Origin of the sequence: Microcoleus sp. ARI1-B5 (assembly GCF_036705795.1) — a bacterium.
In the GTDB taxonomy this organism is placed as follows: Bacteria; Cyanobacteriota; Cyanobacteriia; order Cyanobacteriales; family Microcoleaceae; genus Microcoleus.
The window spans coordinates 89,195-110,138 of record NZ_JAUBVK010000021.1; the positions used below are offsets into that span (position 1 = coordinate 89,195).

A 20,944-nucleotide genomic window follows, 5' to 3' on the forward strand; every position below is an offset into this window, starting at 1 on the left:
GCGATCGACTGAAAGTTGCGATCGCACGATATGAAAAGCAGATCCTGCGATTGCTTCGTTCCTGGCAATGACAAAGAATGTTAACTTAACCGTATTGCATTATAGGCGATCGACTGAGAGTTGCGATCGATCGCATAGGTGCGTCGCTTTGAGATTTTCGATATGCAAGTTAGGGATTCTTCGCAGGCGACACACCCTACGATTACTGTGGCTTTTATCATCAAATTTCCGGTAGGGAAATTGCACTGCTGTGTCCGAATTTCGGGACGATTATCTACTTCTTCCAATGCTCTGCCTGGTAACGCATATCTGGACGATCTCCCTCCATTTTACCAGCCGAGGCTCTGCCTCTGAATCTGGGTTCCTTTCGCAGAGCCTTGGAACCAGTTTATCAGATTTAAAACTGATATAATCTACACCAAATGCTCGATCGCCAAACAGCACCTACTTTTCCATGATGACCACAAAATCCTCAATCATCACATCAAAAGTGCGGGCCAACTTGTGCACTGCGGCAAAGTCAACCATTGCCATCCCCTCAGAACGCGCATAATTGCTAATCGTACTGTAGCCCACGCCCGAGCGCTCCGCAACCTCCTTGAGCGTCCATCCCTTCTCGGCCGCCAACTCTCGAACCCGCAGCCTGACTAAGCCTTTACTCATATAAACTCTTTACAAAATTTTGGATTTAGTATAATATAGCAAAAAGCGATCGCCCCGGTCATGCGATTTTAGATTTTAGATTTTAGATTTTAGATGGACTCTAAAGATGAATCTGGGAGCTTGAACGTTGGTGTAAAATTTTGGGCCGCTCACGGCAGAAGTCGGGGCTTGTATCCGTTTTTCGGCGGAGTCAGCGAAACTAAAGGCGATCGCCTGTTAAAATTAATTCCGACAGATAATTACTGTCGATCGCACCCAGCAGATAGATTTACCTACCACCAGGATATGCAACTACAATGATATCAGAGAATCAGTTAAGATCGTCAGGGATCGGCGCCTCAAAAATTATTCACAAATCTTCCGTTGTCAATCCGCGATCGAGATTTGTCACCGAAGAAACAGTAGCACTTTTGTTCAACATCACACCCGACCAAATTTACCGGATCGAATGCTGTCACAACATGGTGTACGTGCACGCCAAAGGCCTCAGCAGATTTGTCAGCTACGCCGATTTCCCCCCAATCTTAGAAGTAAAACCAGCCTGCGATCGAGACTATCTCGGATGGTACAAACGCTGGAAACGCACGCAAGCACCAGAATTTTGGACTAAATTCTATACGTACAACTTCAAAGCCGCTGTTTCAGTTGACAGCTTGCTTGAATGGGGTAAATTAGTAGCTACAGTTAAATCGGTAATTTCTGCCTCAGCACTGCAACAGCTACGCGATGTTTACGCTCAAGAAAAAACATTGATGGAAAGTTTCTAAAGCAGGCGGGGCGAGTAAACCCGCGATTGTTCGCCACCAGCAAATGTAAGGTGCGCCGCAGCGCACCCTACGGGATAGAGATTCTGCTCAAAAACTATTCCTTATCTTCCAACCCCCACATATTGGAAACCAGCCGCTTCTAAAACCTTCTTATCTAAGAAATTGCGGCCGTCAATCATCACCGGATGATTCATCAACTGGGCCATTTTTTCATAATCTAAATTGCGAAACTGTTCCCAATCTGTCACCAACACCAAAGCATCGCAACCGTCAGCCAACCTTTCCGGATCGGTTTCTACCAAAACTCCCGACAAACCGTGACGCATCCCAGTTTGAGAAACAATCGGATCGTAAGCTTTAACTTTCGCTCCCAATCTGTTCAAATTATCGATTAAATTCAGGGAAGGAGCATCCCGCAAATCATCAGTATCCGGCTTGAAAGTCAAACCCAAAAGTCCGACTGTTTTACCTTTGAGAATCTTCAAAACTTGCTGCAACTTTTCAATTGCAATCAAGCGCTGGCGTTCGTTAACTTCCACCGCCGCTTTCAGCAAATGCGCCTCGTAGCCGTAATCCTCAGCAGTGTGAACTAAAGCCGAAACATCTTTGGGGAAACAAGAACCGCCCCAACCGATGCCAGCTTGCAGAAACTTGCCACCAATCCGCGAATCTAAACCGATACCTTTCGCTACTTGGGTAACATCTGCACCGACACGATCGCAAATATTGGCAACTTCATTAATAAAGCTAATCTTCGTAGCCAAAAAAGCATTAGCTGCATACTTAATCATTTCCGCGGAACTGATATCAGTCATCACCACAGGTACCGCAGGCAAAGACTGATTTTCTGCAAACTTGCGATCGACAATCGGCCTGTATAACTGTAGCATCATATCCATAGCGCGCCCAGAGGTGCTGCCGAGAACAATGCGATCGGGATTAAACGTATCGAAAACAGCGCAGCCCTCCCGCAAAAACTCCGGATTGCTAACCACATCAAATTGCACACCAGTTTTTGCTGCTACTTCCTCACCAGTAATGCCGTCACCGCTTTGAGCTTTTTGACGTTCAGCCAAACCGTCTAGTACAATTCTCCGCACCCAATCCCCCGAACCGATGGGCACTGTGGATTTGTTTACCAGCACTTTGTAATCGCCGTCGAGGTGAGCTCCAATTCCGCGCGCCACCGCTTCCACGTAGCGAGTATCGCTTTCCCCAGTAGGCAAAGGAGGCGTCCCCACAGCAATAAATAAAATGTCCCCGTGAGCGACTCCTGCTGCTAAATCCGAAGTAAATTCTAGATTTCCCGATTGAGAAGCAGAGGACATTAATTCAGACAGTCCGGGTTCAAAAATTGGCGACTGTCCGGACTTCATTAATTTAACTTTTTCTTCGTTGTTGTCTACGCAAATAACGTGGTGGCCGATGTGGGCCAAGCAAGTGCCGGTGACTAAGCCGACGTATCCTGTACCGATGACGCAAACACGCATATAAATGTCCTCAAAGTTAGTAAACAGTTGACAGTTGACAGTTGACAGTTGACAGTTGACAGTTGACAGTTGTCACGAAGGAAGAAGGAAGAAGGAAGAAGGAAGAAGGAAGAGTTGACAGTTGACCCGGAGACAGTTGACGATCAAAAATCTTCAATCCTCAATCCCCAATCCTTGCATCCCAAATCCCAAATCTAAAATCGTTTGACAGTTGACCGCTTAACAGTTGACAGTTAAGAGTTGACAGTTGTTATTAGTCAGAGGGCAGAGGGCAGATTGACTTCGTCAAGCGTGAAGTCGGAAGAAGTAAGAAGTAAAAATTCTCCCCCTCTCCCCCTCTCCCCCTCTCCCCCTCTCCCCCTCTCCCCCTCTCCCCTTCTCTACTTTTGGTTTCCCTCGATACGATCGCGAAAATCTTTCACAGTCAACTCTAAACCTCGATCCAGCGGCACAGTTGGCTCCCACCCCAACCAACTTTTAGCACGAGTAATATCCGGTTGTCGCTGTTTTGGATCGTCTTGCGGCAGCGGTTTAAAAATAATTTCCGCCCCAGGATTAATCATGTTTTGAATTTTCTGTGCCAGTTCCAAGATAGTGTATTCGCCGGGATTCCCCAAATTCATCGGCCCGATTTCGTCGCTATTCATCAAGCGAATAAATCCTTCCACCAAATCAGAAACGTAGCAAAAACTCCGCGTTTGGGAACCGTCGCCGTACACAGTCAGCGGTTGATTTCGCAAAGCTTGAACGATAAAATTGCTGACAACTCGGCCGTCATTTTCTAACATTCGCGGGCCGTAGGTATTAAAAATTCGTACAACTCGAATGTCTACCCCATTTTGGCGGTGGTAGTCAAAAGATAGGGTTTCAGCTACTCGCTTCCCCTCGTCGTAACAGCTCCGAATACCTATACAATTAACGTTGCCGCGATAGTCTTCTGTTTGGGGATGGACATCGGGATCGCCGTAAACTTCTGATGTGGAAGCCAGAAAAAATCTTGCTTTTACCCGTTTCGCCAATCCCAGCATATTTAGTGTCCCGATGACATTCGTTTTGATTGTCTTGACGGGGTTGAACTGATAGTGTACTGGCGAAGCCGGACAAGCCAGATGGTAAATCTGATCTACCTCTAACCGAATCGGTTCCGTGATGTCGTGCCGGATCAGCTCAAAATAGGGGTTGTCCATCCATTTGAGGATATTGCGCTTAGTCCCGGTGTAAAAGTTATCCAGGCAGACTACCTCGTGTCCTTGGGCCATTAAGCGATCGATCAGATGGGAACCGATGAAACCCGCACCGCCTGTGACTAAAATTCTCATGGTGGAAACTGCCGTTCTCTTTAGAGTGCAAGACTGTGGTACAACAATTCAGTCGATCGAATCAAACTTGCTAACAGAATAACAAAATTTCGAGCGAGAATGTAAAGACTTATCGCAAGTTTCATAAAATCTTTAATTAACTTAGCATTTTCAAATACATTCACCTGAGTGCGATCGATGCTTCCAAGCTAGTGAGTTTTATTTACACTTCGATATTTACGAAAAAATACTGTTGACATTATCCTCAAACTGAATATATAATTAGCACATTTAATTTTTTCTCTATAATTTAGTGAGCAAACAGAACCTATTGTAGGTGAGTTGGGTTAGGCGATCGCATTTTTGGTGGCGAGTGCGATATTTATTTCAGCTAATCAAGAAAAGGGCGGTTCCCTACGGGATAGCTGCGCTTCACGGACTTTTTTGATAAAATCAGGGGCGATCGCATCTGACCCTATCCTATAGTCTCCAGTTAGATGTAAAGTCAAGTCATTAGCTAGAAATGATAAAAATGTCAATATTTATCAATATAATGGTGTAAATTGCCTGGGATTGTCAAATAAAACTGCGATCTCAAATACTGCATCAGTTGCCAGAAATATTATTAGGGAAGGAGGATGAGCCAATGCAGAACATCGTCAATGAAAAACAGCAGTGGGAAGCGCAGCTTCTTGAAGCTTTTATTAACATGGTGAAATCTCCTGACGGAGACTTTGAGGCTCTCGGACACTTGTTCAAAGCTGCGAGCGATCGTTATAGCCTCCAGCTAATAATAGATGTTCTTTCCCAGGAACCTCAAGGAAAACGGGCATTTCAAGAACGTCCGCGTTTGGGAAATGTCGATTTGGAAGCACTCCACCAATTGCCGAAAAATACGCTGGGTTATCATTATGCAGTTCATATGCTAAGCAATAACCTCAAAGTTTTGTCAGCCAAAGAAATTCCTGATGATGACTTGGCATTTTTGGCTTTTCATACTACTGAAACCCATGATTGTTGGCACGTCGTGACCGGTTGCAGCACCCATATAACAGGAGAAATTGAGTTAGAGGCTTTTTATGTGGCGCAGATGTCTGCTTCTCGTTTTTGGCTGGCACTCCTTGCTAAAAATTTGTTAAAATCCACATTACAAGAAATTGAAACCAGCGGCGATTATATGGATGCGCTATGCCGAGGTTGGTTGCGGGGAAAACAGGCTAAATCACTATTTGGAATTGAGTGGAATAAGCTGTGGGAAACGCCGCTGGAAGAAGTGCGCGAGCGCTTAAATTTAAATAGAGTACCGGAGACTGCTGGCAGTCTGTCAAGCTAATTCAGCGACCAACTTCGCGGCAATTTCAAAACCCGGTTTCTAAAAAAAACCGTTTTTTTTTGTTGAGCTGAATCCCTTTTTATCCCTCAAGCTGTTCGATGAATTTCTGCGATCGCGCTGGTGACTCGTTCTAAATCTTCTTCAGTTAAATTAGAACCAGAAGGCAAACAAAGACCGCGCTCAAATAACTCTTCAGCAACTGCACCGCCGATACATTCACACTCAGAAAATACAGGCTGCAAATGCAAAGGTTTCCAAACCGGACGCGCTTCTATTTTCTCATTAGCAAGTGCGAGGCGAACTTGTTCTCTATCCGCACCGAAAGCAGCAGGATTAATTGTCAAACAAGTCAGCCAGCGAGTAGCGCGTCCGAAATCAGCTTCCGGCATAAATTCGATTCCCGGCAGATTTCCCAAAGCTTGTTTGTAAACTTCAAAATTGTGCCGTCTCGCCTGCACTCGATCCTCCAACACGCGCAATTGACCGATCCCAATCCCCGCTAAAACGTTGCTGAGGCGGTAGTTGTAGCCGATTTCGGTGTGTTGGTAGTGAGGAGCCGGATCGCGAGCTTGCGTCGCCAAGAAACGGGCTTTTTCTACCAGTTTAGGGTCGTCGGAAACTAACATTCCGCCGCCGGAAGTGGTGATAATTTTATTGCCGTTGAATGAGAAAATGCCGATTTTGCCAAAAGTTCCCGGAGAACGCTTTTTGTAAGTAGCTCCTAGGGATTCGGCCGCATCTTCAATTAGCGGTATTTCATAGGTGTTGCAAGCTTCTAGAATTGGGTCGATATCGGCACTTTGACCGTAGAGGTGGACGATCGCAACAGCTTTGGGCAACTTTCCTAATTTGGCTCGTTTGTCCAGGGCTTCTCGCAATAAATCTGGATTCATGTTCCAAGAAGTGCGATCGCTATCAATAAAAACCGGTTTTGCGCCTAAATAAGTAATCGGACTCGCCGTAGCAATAAACGTCAGAGTCGAGCAAAAAACTTCATCGCCAGCACCGACACCAATTAATTGTAAAGCCAAATGCAAAGCCGCTGTCCCTGAACTCAGAGCCGCCGCGTGACTGGAACCGACAACATCGCAGAATTCCCGCTCGAAGGCATCGACATGGGGGCCCACGGGGGCGATCCAGTTGGTGTCAAAGGCTTCTCGGACGAACTTTTGTTCTAGTTCGCCCATGTGGGGAGTGGAGAGGAGGATTTGTTTGGTCATTGGGGAGACTTCATTCATTACCTTTAAACTCTTCACTTGTAACATGACCTTCTTGGCTGATTTCTTTTTGTCCCAAAACTTTACCTACTGTCAGGAAAAGTATTTTCAAATCCAGCCACAGGCTCCAATGATCGACATACCAAACATCTAGTTTGAATTTTTCTTGCCAACTAATGGCATTGCGACCGTTAATTTGCGCCCACCCGGTGATTCCGGGCATCACATCGTGGCGGCGTGCTTGTTCGGGGCTGTAGCGTTCTAGGTATCTTACTAATAAGGGACGAGGGCCAACAAGGCTGATATCTCCTTGGAGAACGTTCCACAGTTGCGGAAGTTCGTCCAAACTGGTTTTTCGCAAGAATTGACCGATCGCAGTCAGGCGTTGTTCGTCGGGGAGCAAATTTCCTTCGGTATCGCGATCGCCCGTCATCGTGCGAAATTTGTAGAAGTTGAAAACGCGCCCATCTTTACCCGGCCGGGGTTGTGTGAAAAAAACCGGGCCTCCCATGCGGATGTAAATGGCGATCGCCACTATTAACACTAGAGGAGAAAAAATCAGTAGGGCGATCGCGGAAACCACTCTATCTAATACCCACTTAACTAATCGGCTGAATTTGGTGATTGGCGATTGGTGATTATTCATGGTTCATTGCTCATCATTCATTTTATACAGACAAAGTAAAGCATTCCTTGTAGGCGTTCATTCGCTAATGTTTCAATTGATTCTGGCATTCTTCCTTGTTTTATCTGATAACCAGAACCCACAGCAACTACTTGAAAACCCACTTTTTTCAAAATCAGTTCAGCCTCCTCAACTTGATACCAATAAGGATAAGGACCTCGATCCAGAAGGCATAACCAGTTTGGTTTTCCACCAAGCTTCAGCCAAGGAATATATTGAAGAGAACGATTTGATCCGCGAAGCTTCCGTAGCAGCCTGAGATAAGATAAATATGACTTGTAGATGGGACTTCTAACTCTCGTTTCAAAGCTGAGGAATGAGAATAATGCAACCCCCCCCATTTTGAGGATGCGGTAAGCCTCTTCCATCGCCTTTAATCTGCTTGACTCATCTTCTATCAAACAAATAATTTGTTGTAGATAAAGTAGGCGATCGAAACTAGCATCTTCGTAGTTTAAGCTAGTTGCATCCTGAACTTCAAAAGAAATACTCTGCGTCGCATCTCTTTTTTTTGCCTGCTCAATAAATTCAGGCACGTAATCATAACCAGCAAGAGATGTAAAACCCATCTGTTTCATCTCTAACAAAATTCTTCCTCCCCCGGTTCCAGCTTCGAGGGTGTTTCCTGTTCGAGCTAAATAGTTTTCTATCAGATACTTTTCTTCCTCAATCAATTGTTCTTTATCAGCCCAACTATCAAATTCTACTGTGCTGTAAACTTGCTTGTTGTCCATCATACAATTATCCTAATCAGTTAGAGCGATATGCAGGGAAAAAATTGGTGTTCAGTAGATGCTCCACCTCAATGTTCAGATATTTTGCACGTAAATTAACTAAATGAAGATATTTTTCTTCATTTGTAATTAAGCGGAGGGTGAAAAAAGTGTGTCTTTCCTTAGAGAAACCTGCCTTAAAATGGTAGAGACTATCTTGCGAACCTCCTAAACCACCCCCTAGATGCAAAACTTGATTACCCCGTTCCTTAGCCCAGAAGCGAACATAATCAAACATTAATTTTGTGGGTGCTTGTTTCAAAAAGCTTGACTTAGTACCACCCAGATGATATTGAACGATGCCGCAGCACTCAGTAAACAAACCACCACAGGTAATTTCTCCCTTCAATTCTACCATACATAAATGCAATTTATCTCCTAATACATCGATAAATTTTTGAAAATAATTGGTTCCAAAATAATATAATTGTGCAGCGCCAACCCGAGCCATTGTTTCCTCATAAATTGCGTTGAAATCATTGATATATTCGTGAATTGGCACCATTTTAGCCGAAAAACCTTCGCGGACGCATCTATTTATTTTATTGCGATGTTCAGATCTCGTTTGACGCCAAATTTCACTTTTGTCGAGAGTTAAATCAACAGAAACAGTTTCTCCATTGAGTGTAAATAAGTCATTTTTTGTCAAAGCATTAACATCCGGGTTTAGAATAGGATGCAGCCGTAAAAAAGCCGAACAAATATTTCTATCGCGCCATGCCTGTGTTAAATGTTCGATTGCCCGGATCAAAAAATTAGGATTGCTAACTGCTGCTTCATTTAACAAAAATCCCGGATAGCCATAGGGCGATACAACATCAAAAACTTCTTCGGCTAACTGTTCGTCAAATAAGTCATCGGACCGACGTAACAAATAAGGCAGAAAAAATATTTTGTCATCTTCCGCTATTAAAATTGCCTCAGGTGCTGTTTGAGTTCTTTTTGCTTCTAAACATACATATTCTGGCAAATGGTAAACATCGTGGCGGAGTTGCTCCAGAGTTTCCATCCACAAAGGGCTAGATGAATCAAGAATTTGAATTTTCATTGGGATATAAAATATGTTGCCATACTCGCTCGCTCGATAATTAGCTAAGTTGGGCCAACTTGCTCCTTGTCAACTTTTACAAAAAACCTACTCCCGATGCAATGTAAATCCTGAGTAAAAGAACAATTTTATAGATAATCTAAATTGATTCGCACTTGCTCTGGGTAAATTACTTCGTTGTAGCGAACTGGAACGCTAACTTTTGCCAGTATTTCTTCTTCATTTCTGTAAACAAGAGTTGCAGGGCCAGTAATTCCCGGTCGTAGCAAGAGCAATCTGCGATCGTTCCCTTTCAATTTATTCGCCTAACCCGGAACATCTGGTCTGGGGCAAACCAAACTCATTTCACCAACAAGTACGTTCCAGAGTTGCGGCAACTCGTTTAATTTCCACCGCAGCAAATAACGCCCGATTGGCGTTATTCGCGAATCGCCTGCAACTGTAATCGACCTACCTTCCAGTGGCCGCACGCTCATAGTCCATTGTTTTTTGAAAGTAAAAATTTCTCCCTCTTTGCCAATTCTTTTTTGACTATACAACATGAAACAACCGTCTGTTATCCAAATAATAATTGCTATTACGCCACTCGGAATTTATAAAATTAGCCACCATAAAAAAGTGGCTATCAAGCCGAATAAGCTCTTGCTCAATAGCAGATACTAATACAAATTTCTCTTGGCTACATTTGTATTAGTATCAGTTTGATTCCGCATATTTTTTTATTGCATCATTTCCACAGCTACAGGATTAATCTTGCCACAAAATGCTAGAAAAGAGCTAATGATTCTCATATTCATCGATGATCTGACCTTTCGATCGAATTTAGCGGTAGAATAGATTCCAGATCGGTGAGAGAAAAAATTTTGCGATCGGCTGCGTAACCAAGTGCAGGTGTAATGTGGGAATACTCTCCATCGGGGCGGCAAATTTGAACGGTCATCCAATTCAGTTTTTTAGCGGTGACAAAATCTTTATGAGGATTATCTCCTATATAGACACATTCTGAGCCACTGCATCCTGTTAATTCCATCACTTTTAAGTAGGGAACGGGGCTGGGTTTCCAGTTTTCTCTACCATAGAGATCGCTATAGACAATCGTATCAAAACTATCTGCAATTGCCAATGCTTCTACTTTATTGCGCTGAGTTTTTAAGTAGCCGTCTGTGATCGCGCCTAATTTTTTATGACCCCTAAAATAAGCGATCGCCCACCGAGCATCCTCATGCAAAGATATCTGAGGCTCGTGGTTTCGATAAATTTGCAGCATTTCCTGAATAATTTCAGGTTCATCCTCTACACCAATTGCTGCTAAAGCCCAATTGAAAATTTGACCTCGCTTTCCCTCCGCAAAAAACTTCCACGCGATTTCAAAAAATCCTGAAATAGCATATTTATTTAGCATCCACTCACCGACAGCTTGAAATCCGCTCTGCACAAATTCGCGTTCGGGAAACAAAGTATCATCTACATCAAAGACGATAATTTTAATCATTATATACTTTCCTTTGTTACAAAAATTGCATCATCATACCGCAGCATGACAACTCCATCCTGCCAGCAGTCAATCGCTATCTCTAGATTATTTCCTAACATCATTTCTATAATCCAACGCGGGAAATTAGCACCAGATTGGAATGCGAGAGGAAATCCCCCACCAAATCTCGGATTAATTTCAATAAATTTAATGTCTCCGTTACTCAGCAAAAAACACTGAACCGTAATGCAGCCCAAAGCACCAGGTAATGACTCAGCCACCTTTTTTCCAGCTTCAATCAAGGCGGGATTTTTCACCGTCATCCCTTTACTAATTTCCCCAGCTCGCGTTTCAATACGAAGTCGGGGAACAACCGATCGCACCTTTCCTTGAAAATCGACCAAAATATCTAAAGTGTACTCTTCTCCCACGAGGAATTCCTGAATAATTGGATTAGCAATGTACTCTCGAAAAAACTCCAACTCTTTAGCATTTCTGATTTTATTAACGCCCACACTGCAACTGCCATCCGCAGGTTTCATCAAAAAAGGATAAGGGGCATTATTATCTGCAAAAATTTTGTCTCCATCTAACAATTCAGGAGTGGGCAAACCACACTCTTTGAAAAACCGGAAAGTATTTCGTTTGTCAAAACAAATCAGATTTGTTTCAGGAGAAGAGACGAGAACAGTAACACCTATCGCCTCGAATTTATGTCGGTGCAGCGAGAGCAAATACAGTTCAGGGTCGATCAGCGAAATCAGCAGCTTGATTTGATATTTTTCACAAATTTCCAGCAAACTATTAATGTAATTTGCATCGGAAATTGGGGGGACTTGTTCAGCAACATTAGCTACGAAAGCAGCCGGAGCACTTTTATTTAAATCTGTTGTGACAATAGTGCCATCAAGTCCCAAATCGCTCAAAACTTGCTTGAATGATTGAATCAGTGCTACTCTTCTGCCTACACTCGTGAACAGGATATTGAAAGAATCCATATTCTAAAATTGTTAATTTTTACCTGAAAATTCATGCCTGGTTCCGTATCCATTCTGACTCCTTCCTTCTTGCCTACAGACTTTGAACGCAGTTGAGAAAAGAATCTTAAAGTCTAGCCACAAACTCCAGCGAATAACATACCAAACATTGAGTTGAAATTTATTTTCCCAGTTTATAGCATTGCGGCTTTGGGAAATAATTATTTTACAGCATAATAAAATTTTCCTTTGTTTTTTATCTCCCCAACTATCAAATTATGCTGTGCTGTAATTTTTTTTGTGTCCATCATACTCATCTTTGAGAGTGATATGCAGGGGAAAATTTGGTATTCAGTAGCTTCTCCAACTCGATTTTTAGATGTTTTGCACGTCATTCAATGCTACCATACATAAATGCAATTGATCTTCTAAATAGGTAAACGCAAGTAAATTTTGCTATGTGACAGAATGTAAAGCTGCCAAAATACTTGCGATTGCTTTCATAAGAGAGCACTCACGCAGAGAGTTGCACTCGCAATGACATACATATTTTATCACTCATCTACTTAATACATTGATTGGCTAGCGCATAGAATGTCAGATGCTGAAGAAATATCTTCAGCATCTGAGTAGGTTCAGCACACTCTAACCGTACAAAGACTGCACCCATTCCCATTCTTGCTTCAACCCTTCTCTCAAAGAAACCTGTGCCTGATATCCTAAGATTTTCTGAGCTTTCGATACGTCAGCGCTAGTATCTCGCGCATCTCCTTTGCTAGATTCTAGGTAATTGATGCGAATTGGGCGATCGACAATGCTTTCCATAGTCTGAATAACTTCTGCTAAAGCAACTCGACTTCCCCCTCCAATATTGAAGATTTCCCCGACAGCTTCCGGCACTTTAGCTGCAGCTAAATTAGCAGCAATGCAATCGCTGATAAATGTGAAATCTCGCGTTTGCTGTCCGTCTCCGTAAATTGAAATCGGTTCGCCGCGCAAAATTGATTTAAAAAATAGGTGAAATGCCATATCGGGACGCTGGCGAGGCCCGTAAACAGTAAAATACCGCAGCATAGTTGCCGGAACGCCAAAATTGTGATAATAAAGCGAACACAAACGCTCAGCGGCTAATTTGGTAATGCCGTAGGGAGAAACTGGTTGAGGGCAGGCAGTTTCGCTAGTAGGAAAAGTTCCAGCATTGCCGTACACTGACGACGAAGAAGCCAATACAAACTTTTTCAGTTGCGGTGCATCTTTTGCTGCTTCTAGGAGTACCTGAGTTGCATTGATATTGCGTTCCGTATAGCTGCGGAAACCGTCTCCCCAACTAGCACGGACTCCTGCTTGGGCTGCTTGGTGGTAAATGACTTCGGCATTGGCTAATAGCGGTTTCCAATCCAAAGATAAAATATTGCCCTCAATTAGTTTAAAATTCGGATCTTTTTCAAAATGAGCGAGATTTTTTCTCTTCAATTCGGGATTGTAGTAATCGTTGACTTCATCAACGCCGAGCACTTGTTCACCTTGGTTTAAAAGAGTCTCGACTAAGTTAGAGCCGATGAAACCTGCCGCGCCTGTAACGATATTACTCATGGGTTGATTGTTGATTGTTGATTGTTGACTTCAGCATACAAATCCTCGTATTGCTTCAGGATATGTGGCAGGTCATAATTAACCATATTTTCTCGTCCGCGCTTGCCCATCTGTTGAGCTTCCTCTGGATGGTCTAAAATCCAGGTCATTGCTGATGCTATTCCGTTGATATCTCCCAATTTTACCAGCAAACCATTGCCACCTTCTAATAAATCACGAGTGCCTCGAATTTCTGTACCGATGACGGGGATTTCGATGCACAAAGATTCCATGACACAATTAGGAAGTCCTTCTTGGGAGGAAGCAATCAGAGTAGCTACCGAGGCACGCATCAAAATGGGTATATCTCGCCGCAAGCCCAAAAAATGTACTTGCTTTTGAATCCCTAACTCGGATGCTAATTGCTGCATTTCTTCAAAAATTAGTCCATTTCCGGCCAAGGCTAAGTGTACTTGAGGCCGACCTAGTTGGGCAAATGCTTTTAAAATATCTCCAGGGCGCTTGCGGGGAATAAATTCAGCTACTGACAAGAATAAAGGGTTTTCCCGCCCTAGTCCCAACTCTTGACGGACGCGCATGATATCAGCTTCAGGAATAGCACTGGGATTAAAGCGATCGAGATTTAAACCGGTTCCCGGGATGTAACGGACTCGTTCGGGAGAAATCAGACCATAGCGCTTTGCTGCTGATTCGTCCTCCCGATTAACTACTACTAAATAGTCCGTCCAAGGCCCAGCAATCTTTTCCAGTCCCAAGAATATAGCATTTTTGTATAAGGAGCCTCCTTTGTAGAAATGAAAGCCTTGGGCAGTGTAGATTACTTTCACTTTTCCCTGCTTTCTCAAATCCTTAAGGGCGTATCGGGTAACAAAGGCTGCTACTGGCGTGGATACATTTACTATGTCGTATTGCTCTTGCGAAAATGCCTGCCGAATTTGTCCGGGAGCAGCAATTAAATTTTTCCCATCTAGCGGGTTGCGCGACCATTCTACATCCCAGACGCGATCGAAAGCCCGCACGCATTCAAGATTATTAGAAATTCCCTTAGCCATGCCGTCTACCTGCCAGCCCCGATCTCGTAAACGGCTTACTAAAGGCAGGAAGAAGGCCCGAAGGGTATCTGGGATAGTTGTAACCATTAAAAGTTTTTTCATGATTTTCGATCTATCCATGCTTCGGTTTGTTCTCGCACACAGCGATAAAACGCATTTCGCTTGGAGCGGAGCACTTCATCTGTATACTCTTTGGCTTTGTTTAAGTTACGGGCTGACATCCGCGCCATACGATCGCGATCGGTCACTACCTCGCGAATTTTGCTAGCCAAAGCAGCCGCATTGCCCGGTGGTACCAGATCCTCATGGTGAAGCAATTCGGGGATGCCGCCTACGGTGGAGCCAATACACGGCAGTGCTCGTGCCATCGCCTCAACCATTGCTCTGGGTAAACCCTCCTGGTGGGACGGCATGATAAAAAGGTCTGCTCGATCCAACTCGGTGCGTACAGCATCGCCAGCAGTCAATTGCCCCCGAAAAAAGACCCGCTCCCCTAACCCGAGGGTGGCAACTAGAGCCTCCATTTCTGCCCGGTACTTGCCGTCTCCAACCCAAATTAACTTGATGTCTAATCCTTCTCGCATACAGATACCCACCGCTTCGATCGCCGCATCTGGAGCTTTATAGAGTTGAGCTAGGGAACCCACAGCGATCAGGGTCAGCGGACTGCCTGCTGCCTGGGGCGATCGGGGAACAGAAGCGCAGGTAGCGTCGGGCAATTCGGCCATCGAATAGTAGGTTTTAAAAGCTTCTGGATTGGGCGGATATCGCAATTGAAGAGCTTTTTCTGTAATATAGGCAGCGACATTAGCGTTGGCGCAGTGTTCTCGCAGCCGACGGGGAGACTGCCAGCGGAAGAACGGGCGCAAAGGGCTTTTGACAGAGCCTGGGGCGAAGACATCGTAAGGATCGGCGATGACATATACGCCGTAGGGACGGTCACTGGCCCGCAGCAGGGGTTCGATACAATAAGCAATCTGAGAAGGAGCGTAAAAAATGACGGCATCATTGGCGTTGGCGACAACTGCTTGTCTGGCAGCGCGCTGAACTTGTGGCGCTTTTAGCAGATACTGCCACGGGCCTATGTAGTAGGGAACAGCCACAAATGAAACTCTTTCACCGTCGGCGCGTATCCAGTCTGAAGGCACGACAGAGACTTCGCGGATGCGGGCTACCGCCACGACTTCATCAAAAACGTCAAAGTAACGCATCCAGTACGAATGTGCGAACATGGTTTGCGTCCACACTGCTCCGTCGGGGGTGCGATCGAAGCGATGCTCAACAGTTACAATTACTTTCATAAAATTTGCAATTCTCCTAGCATTTTATTCCAAAAGTGCGATCGCACTTTTTCCAAATATTGCTGGCATTCATAAATCGCGGTTGGGCGTTACAGATGTTTGCGTAAGTCCCGATCGAATAACAAGTCTGTAAACATGAACCTCTAGAGGTTTGAGCAAGCCAAAAAGTTGACCGCCCTTGAGACTCATACCAGAAGGACGCCCCGGAAACATCGAGATCGCTTCCCTCACCTCGATGGGAAGTTCTAGGGTCACTTCTCTTGGTTTGCCGTAATTGCTGTTGACGACAACAGCGATAGCTTGGTTTTCGCGTACCCATATCCCCGCTACTATATTAGACATTTTCGTATCAATTTTTTGGAAACCTCCTTCGAGCAATAGTGGACTAATTGCTTTCAATTCAGGCACTAAAGATTTGACTCCCTCCCACAAATCAGGGTGGTCTGGCAAATGCCAAACCGAATCGTGATAAGTGTAGTACAGAATCCCTTTGCTTCCGGCAAGCAAGGCTTGATAGGTCATATTGCGCACTTCCTCAAACGTGGGTGCTTGCGAGCCTTCGTATTTTTTGGAAGGGTGAAATTGCCAATTGTATGTCTGTAAATTAGCATAAGTAGAGCGATTAAATTTAGATGTGGCTTCCCACACCTCCGATATATCAGAATAAGTCGCCGGCAATTCTTCTGGTTTCCGACCTTTGATGGGATAAGACTGCCTCGCAATCACATCGGCACAATTCCCAAACCCCTTGAGTTTATTTGAGTAGCCGCTAACGTAAGTGATGTGGTTTGGATCTGCTGTCTTCGCTTGCTGGTGAGATTTCAAAATATCATCGCCATTCCATTTGCCGTTATCAACATCGTCAGCAATACTCCAGCCGAGTACAGCAGGTTTTTGCTTAAAAGCGTTGACTAAATTCTGGAGACCGATGGAATTTTGCTCTGTCAAAACATAGACTCCCAGCCGCTCAGCTTCGTCTAGAAAATCTCCGTAATCATCGATGTTAGTAGCCGAAGCATGAATTGTGTTAAATCCAGCAGCAGCGATATCGCGGAGAGCAGACTTTCGTTCTTCCGCTGTTGATTCCCAGGAAACGTGATAGAAACCAAATGGAAAAAATGGTTTCTTATTAATCACTGTAGTACCGCCAGCACGAATCTCTACTATTTTCTGGTTTTTCGGAGTTAGAGCAGCTACAGGTGCGACAATAGCAGGAGAACAATATGAGTCAACATTTGCCATCAGGCTAGAACCGAAAGTAAAAATAATTGCCCACATCAATAAGAGAGAGGGCCGTAGAATCGAGCGACGCCATTTGTTGCCATTTTTTTTACGATATTTGTAATTCATTCCGTCTTGTTTTCTTTGAATGTCCAGGTCGAGAGAATTGATTTAAATTAGGCATAATGGAGATTTTTGAGTCATATTTCGGCCTTCCTACTTTTGGTTTCTAGTGGTTTAGAAATCACAATACCTACAGACAGCATATAGGCAAGTGTCATAGCGTTGCCTAACGATCCAAACATCCCTTCAGCCATAGATAAAAACCAGAAGCATACTGTAATCAGGAAGGGAGCGATCGCAGCACAATCCTCTTTGATATAAGTTTTGAAATAGGCATAACTATAGAAAAAACTCGCGCTCCCAAAAGCGACTAGCAAATATGCTGCTATAATTCCATTTTGTCCGATGACTTCAATAATTGTATTATGTCCTCCCAGTCCAAAGTTTAACTGAAAATAATTGGTGCCGTGACCCACTAAATCTGATTCGTCTAATGTCTGTCCCCAAATGTGATCTCTTCCGCTCAAACCTTCCTTAGCTTCAAAGTTATTGTTGAGACTCTTGCTAATAGCCTCAATTTGTTCTCCTCCAAATAGCAAGATTGTCGTCACACTCACAGCCACGATGGTTATCATTTTTTTGACTGCTATGGGATTTTTTAAAACCTGCCAAAAAAACATAGCAAGCATAATAAAGCATACCATCATTGAAGTCCGAGAGTTTGCTAAAATAATTAGCATAAAAGTGCTGAACAAACCGGCAGCAATTAGCCATAAATATAGCGATAATTTTTTGGCAAACCAAGCACCAATTAGTAAAATAAATAAACCAGCGGACATGGTTGCACAGGTAAATCCCATTTGATTGGAGTTAGCAAATACTCCGCGATATAGTGTACCGTTGCCAGGGGGAGAGGAGACAAGAGAGGTAACAATATAGGGAGTATGACCTAGAAAAAGTCCCATTCCCATGAGGATGTTAGCATTTTCTTTCATAGCTTTTGGTAGAGCATTAAAAAAAACTAATGGGACAGCAATCATCTGCCAAAAACCGTTCGTAAAAACAGCTTTGTCATTGTTAACCAGTCCCGATACGACTAATGCACAGCCGAATAGCATCCACAACAGGAGAAGAGGTCGAGCTTGACGATGAAAACCCCACTGTTTGAACGGGGACATGAGGATGAGAATTAGTAAACTTGAGGCCACTAACAAATAGCGCAATTTAAGGACGGCTGGATCGAGAGGAATATTATAACTGCCCAAGCTAATTAGAGATGTGCCACCAAACAGCACAGATAGCGCGATAACTATAATGACTTGTCGCAACATAAATTGAATAACTGGTTTAATACGAACGATACGATCGGATTGCTGTCAGGAGTTTGAGAGGTTAGCTTCGTAAACCTCTGTCAGGGTTTTGACACTCGCTGCTATATTGAAAGGGCTGTTTTCAACGATAGCTAAGGTATCTGTTTGGCTAATCGCTGATGCGCCATTTCTTGCTGACATAACCGCTTCTGCCCAAACTGATGCGGATTTAGACAGGGAAATTCGTTGTAGCAGAGGTCTCACTAAATCCGCTTCTGCTGGAACAACGTCCGAGAAAACGCAGGGCAGTCCTGCTGCTTGTGCCTCGATTAATACTAAGCCCAAACCTTCATGGAGGGATGGAAAAAGAAATAAATCTACAGCATTTAACATCAGTCGGGGTACGTCCGACCTGTTGCCGGCAAAGATGACGCGAGCGCCCAAACCCATTTGGACAACTTTCTGCTCAATATTTGGACGTAGTGAGCCGTCTCCCATCAATAACAGGTGCATTTTGGGTTCTTGCTTGATAACTTCTGCTGCAATTTCTAGAAGGAATAGATGATTTTTTTGCGCTTCAAATCTGCCGGCGTGACCGATAACAAAAGCATCCGCAGGAATGCCCAATTCACTACGAACGACGATCGCGCTGACGCGATCGCGGAACGATTTCAGATTCACTCCGTAGTAAAGTACCCGCCAACGCTGGTCAGTTTTCCAAGCTGAACTGAATAAATCCGCGACAGCGTTGTGGCTGCATCCCAAACCAACTGTTGCATATCGGGCGATCGACCATTTGCTTAAATCAAGATACAAACGTCGGTACAATCCTGCTTTAGCCTCTGTTGAAGAGGTATCGTTGTGGCTGTGAGCAATGCGGACAGATATTCCGGCCTGTTTTGCTAACCAAAGCACGTAACCGCTGAAGTGATGGACGTGACTGTGAACAATGTCATAGGGCCCGTATTCGCGTAAAATTCGTTTGAAGTTGCTCGCGTACAGCCAAGGTTTTGACGGATCGAGGCACGGGATAATCTTGCTACCAAGACTGCGCGCTTCGTCGTCATAAGGACAGGGTTCCCTTGTGTGAACCAGGAAGTCCATTTGAAAGCGATCGCGATCGATATGTCGCAAAACGTGCATCAGCCACGTTTCCAACCCGCCCCGGTTCATCCCACCGACGACATGAAGAATGCGTAGGGAACGAGATCCTTTGCAGTTTTTATTTTCTTTCTGTATATCTGTCGAGCTTGTATATTGCATGAGCGATCGCCCCTAAACTAAAACTTGCTTGAACAACTGCCCCAACGATCAGCGCGATCGCCGCCCCTCGCACTCCCATAGTCGGAATCAACCACAGACAAGCGATCGCAGAACTCCCTGTTACCAAAGCAAACAAAGGCATTTGCACCCGGAAGTATCTAGCAGCCGTCATCCCGTAACCAAGAAACGAAGACATATAACCCATTCCCGCCGCCACCATCAGCCACACAAACAAATCAGCTTGTTGACCGTATTCTGGTCGATAGAGAAGAGTCAATATCTCCCGCCCAGCAACAACAGCGACTAAAACACCCGCCCCTCCTAGCGCTGCACCAACCCCTACCAACTTGAATAGAAGTGTGCGAAAAGCAGTGGTATTTCCTGCTGCATAATATTTCGCGAGTCGGGGACTAGCAGACTCCGCCAGCGCGCTCACCACCATTTGTCCGACCACCATTAAGTAAGACATTGCAGCAAAAATACCCAGTTGTCGCTCTCCCAAATACCGCTCGATAAAGTATCGAGGAATATTAGTATTCAGCGAAATCAACATCATCACAAAACCCAGAGGCAAAGCCAGCCATATTAACTTTCCCAAGGTTTTCCAATGCCAGCGGGGGAGTAACTGATTTTGAATTTTCTCCCCCCCTTGGCAAGGGGGGGGTGGGGGTGGATTTTCGGTTGATTCAGAATGCTCCCCGAATTCAGATGCGATGAATCCTGTCTCTACAAAATTGTTCTCTTCTGCCTTTTGGGAATTGTTTAGGATTAACGCACCGTTGCGAATGTCGCAGGCAATTAGCACGATCGCCCAAGCAACAGCTAATCCCACTGCACCTCCCAAAACGCTCCCAGTTAGATGCACTCCGAGACCTAAAAATAACAGCGACAGAGGGCCTTTAATCATCAGCGCGATCGCAATTCGATCCATCCGTTCGTGCTGCTGAATTAAGCCGTAAAACACATCGCTAATTGACTCGAAAGCCTTCGCTAGGGCGATCGCCAAAATCACTAGCGAAGTCTCCCAGCGATAACCAGCTTTCAACGTAATTCCTGCAATAATCAGCAGCGCCAAACCAGTGCCAATTAGTCTCAGGCCCAAGTAGTCGGCGAAAACATACTGTTGTTTAGCATCTGTCGCCTGAATAGCCCGCAGTTGCAGATTAGTAAACATGATAACAGGTGCTGTCACCGCCAAACCCAAAGTAAATTGACCCACCATTTCAGGACTGCCCAATTTAGCAAGCAACACCAACATCCCCCACTGGGAAGCCGCATAAACGAGATTACCAGTGAAAGTCCAGGAAAAATTCCGGCGTAATGTTAGTGGTTTGAGCTGTTGCATTCGTAGCTAATGATTAATTTGTCAATTCAAAACCGTAAATCTCTAATCCAAAATTCCTTGACAAATGCCGC

The 20,944-nt window shown here is 44.4% G+C and carries 23 protein-coding genes; 3 read left to right on the plus strand and 20 right to left on the minus strand.

What is annotated here, in order from left to right; all coding sequences use genetic code 11:
* Positions 1–80: 80 nt before the first annotated feature.
* Positions 81–287, minus strand: a complete 207-nt coding sequence (locus QUB63_RS24925; RefSeq protein ID WP_332948014.1) for a hypothetical protein — start codon at positions 285–287, stop codon at positions 81–83.
* A gap of 157 nt (positions 288–444) precedes the next feature.
* Positions 445–663: a helix-turn-helix domain-containing protein gene (locus tag QUB63_RS24930; protein WP_332948016.1), complete on the minus strand. Its 219-nt coding sequence runs from the start codon at positions 661–663 to the stop codon at positions 445–447.
* A 93-nt stretch (positions 664–756) separates the two neighbouring features.
* Here QUB63_RS24930 and QUB63_RS24935 point away from each other — a divergent pair, with 93 nt between their 5' ends.
* Together QUB63_RS24935 and QUB63_RS24940 are read left to right on the plus strand one after the other, a co-directional pair.
* Positions 757–963: a hypothetical protein gene (locus QUB63_RS24935; protein ID WP_332948017.1), complete on the plus strand. Its 207-nt coding sequence runs from the start codon at positions 757–759 to the stop codon at positions 961–963.
* Positions 960–1,430, plus strand: coding sequence for a hypothetical protein (locus QUB63_RS24940; RefSeq protein WP_332948019.1), 471 nt, complete (start codon positions 960–962; stop codon positions 1,428–1,430). The genes QUB63_RS24935 and QUB63_RS24940 overlap by 4 nt, the downstream gene beginning before the upstream one ends.
* A gap of 101 nt (positions 1,431–1,531) precedes the next feature.
* Here the strand turns inward: QUB63_RS24940 and QUB63_RS24945 are convergent, their stop codons facing one another.
* Both QUB63_RS24945 and QUB63_RS24950 read right to left on the minus strand, forming a co-directional pair.
* Positions 1,532–2,920, minus strand: coding sequence for a UDP-glucose dehydrogenase family protein (locus tag QUB63_RS24945; RefSeq protein WP_332948020.1), 1,389 nt, complete (start codon positions 2,918–2,920; stop codon positions 1,532–1,534).
* Between the two features lie 380 nt (positions 2,921–3,300).
* Complete coding sequence (locus QUB63_RS24950; protein ID WP_332948021.1) at positions 3,301–4,239, minus strand: UDP-glucuronic acid decarboxylase family protein; 939 nt, start codon at positions 4,237–4,239, stop codon at positions 3,301–3,303.
* Positions 4,240–4,864: 625 nt separating this feature from the next.
* Here QUB63_RS24950 and QUB63_RS24955 point away from each other — a divergent pair.
* On the plus strand, positions 4,865–5,551 hold the full coding sequence (locus tag QUB63_RS24955) for a Coq4 family protein (RefSeq protein WP_332948022.1): 687 nt from the start codon (positions 4,865–4,867) through the stop codon (positions 5,549–5,551).
* Between the two features lie 86 nt (positions 5,552–5,637).
* Here the strand turns inward: QUB63_RS24955 and QUB63_RS24960 are convergent, their stop codons facing one another.
* From QUB63_RS24960 to QUB63_RS25035, 16 genes are all read right to left on the minus strand, one after another.
* Positions 5,638–6,771, minus strand: coding sequence for a DegT/DnrJ/EryC1/StrS family aminotransferase (locus tag QUB63_RS24960; protein WP_332948023.1), 1,134 nt, complete (start codon positions 6,769–6,771; stop codon positions 5,638–5,640).
* A gap of 10 nt (positions 6,772–6,781) precedes the next feature.
* Complete coding sequence (locus tag QUB63_RS24965; RefSeq protein ID WP_332948024.1) at positions 6,782–7,414, minus strand: sugar transferase; 633 nt, start codon at positions 7,412–7,414, stop codon at positions 6,782–6,784.
* Positions 7,415–7,431: 17 nt separating this feature from the next.
* Positions 7,432–8,190 carry a class I SAM-dependent methyltransferase gene (locus tag QUB63_RS24970; protein ID WP_332948025.1) on the minus strand — a complete coding sequence of 253 codons (759 nt, stop codon included), beginning with the start codon at positions 8,188–8,190 and terminating at the stop codon, positions 7,432–7,434.
* A 13-nt stretch (positions 8,191–8,203) separates the two neighbouring features.
* On the minus strand, positions 8,204–9,274 hold the full coding sequence (locus QUB63_RS24975) for a GNAT family N-acetyltransferase (RefSeq protein ID WP_332948026.1): 1,071 nt from the start codon (positions 9,272–9,274) through the stop codon (positions 8,204–8,206).
* A gap of 128 nt (positions 9,275–9,402) precedes the next feature.
* A complete protein-coding gene (locus tag QUB63_RS24980; RefSeq protein WP_332948027.1) occupies positions 9,403–9,570 on the minus strand; it encodes a hypothetical protein in 168 nt (55 codons plus the stop codon).
* A gap of 9 nt (positions 9,571–9,579) precedes the next feature.
* Positions 9,580–9,867 carry a sugar transferase gene (locus QUB63_RS24985; RefSeq protein WP_332948065.1) on the minus strand — a complete coding sequence of 96 codons (288 nt, stop codon included), beginning with the start codon at positions 9,865–9,867 and terminating at the stop codon, positions 9,580–9,582.
* Positions 9,868–10,067: 200 nt separating this feature from the next.
* Complete coding sequence (locus QUB63_RS24990; protein WP_332948028.1) at positions 10,068–10,766, minus strand: HAD family hydrolase; 699 nt, start codon at positions 10,764–10,766, stop codon at positions 10,068–10,070.
* Positions 10,766–11,746 carry an ATP-grasp domain-containing protein gene (locus QUB63_RS24995; RefSeq protein ID WP_332948029.1) on the minus strand — a complete coding sequence of 327 codons (981 nt, stop codon included), beginning with the start codon at positions 11,744–11,746 and terminating at the stop codon, positions 10,766–10,768. Before QUB63_RS24995 ends, QUB63_RS24990 begins: the two co-directional genes overlap by 1 nt.
* Positions 11,747–11,758: 12 nt before the next feature.
* Positions 11,759–11,968 (minus strand): sugar transferase, encoded by a 210-nt coding sequence (locus QUB63_RS25000; protein WP_332948066.1) that lies wholly within the window; start codon positions 11,966–11,968, stop codon positions 11,759–11,761.
* Between the two features lie 402 nt (positions 11,969–12,370).
* Complete coding sequence (locus QUB63_RS25005; protein WP_332948030.1) at positions 12,371–13,318, minus strand: NAD-dependent epimerase/dehydratase family protein; 948 nt, start codon at positions 13,316–13,318, stop codon at positions 12,371–12,373.
* A complete protein-coding gene (locus tag QUB63_RS25010) occupies positions 13,315–14,457 on the minus strand; it encodes a glycosyltransferase (protein ID WP_332948031.1) in 1,143 nt (380 codons plus the stop codon). The genes QUB63_RS25005 and QUB63_RS25010 overlap by 4 nt, the downstream gene beginning before the upstream one ends.
* A gap of 11 nt (positions 14,458–14,468) precedes the next feature.
* The gene (locus QUB63_RS25015; protein WP_332948032.1) at positions 14,469–15,671 is read right to left on the minus strand and encodes a glycosyltransferase family 4 protein; all 1,203 of its coding nucleotides are present in this window, start codon (positions 15,669–15,671) and stop codon (positions 14,469–14,471) included.
* A gap of 69 nt (positions 15,672–15,740) precedes the next feature.
* Complete coding sequence (locus tag QUB63_RS25020) at positions 15,741–17,021, minus strand: hypothetical protein (RefSeq protein ID WP_332948033.1); 1,281 nt, start codon at positions 17,019–17,021, stop codon at positions 15,741–15,743.
* A gap of 71 nt (positions 17,022–17,092) precedes the next feature.
* Positions 17,093–18,286, minus strand: a complete 1,194-nt coding sequence (locus tag QUB63_RS25025) for an O-antigen ligase family protein (protein WP_332948034.1) — start codon at positions 18,284–18,286, stop codon at positions 17,093–17,095.
* Between the two features lie 45 nt (positions 18,287–18,331).
* A complete protein-coding gene (locus tag QUB63_RS25030; protein ID WP_332948035.1) occupies positions 18,332–19,528 on the minus strand; it encodes a glycosyltransferase family 1 protein in 1,197 nt (398 codons plus the stop codon).
* The gene (locus tag QUB63_RS25035; protein WP_332948037.1) at positions 19,488–20,873 is read right to left on the minus strand and encodes a lipopolysaccharide biosynthesis protein; all 1,386 of its coding nucleotides are present in this window, start codon (positions 20,871–20,873) and stop codon (positions 19,488–19,490) included. The genes QUB63_RS25030 and QUB63_RS25035 overlap by 41 nt, the downstream gene beginning before the upstream one ends.
* Between the last annotated feature and the right edge of the window lie 71 nt (positions 20,874–20,944).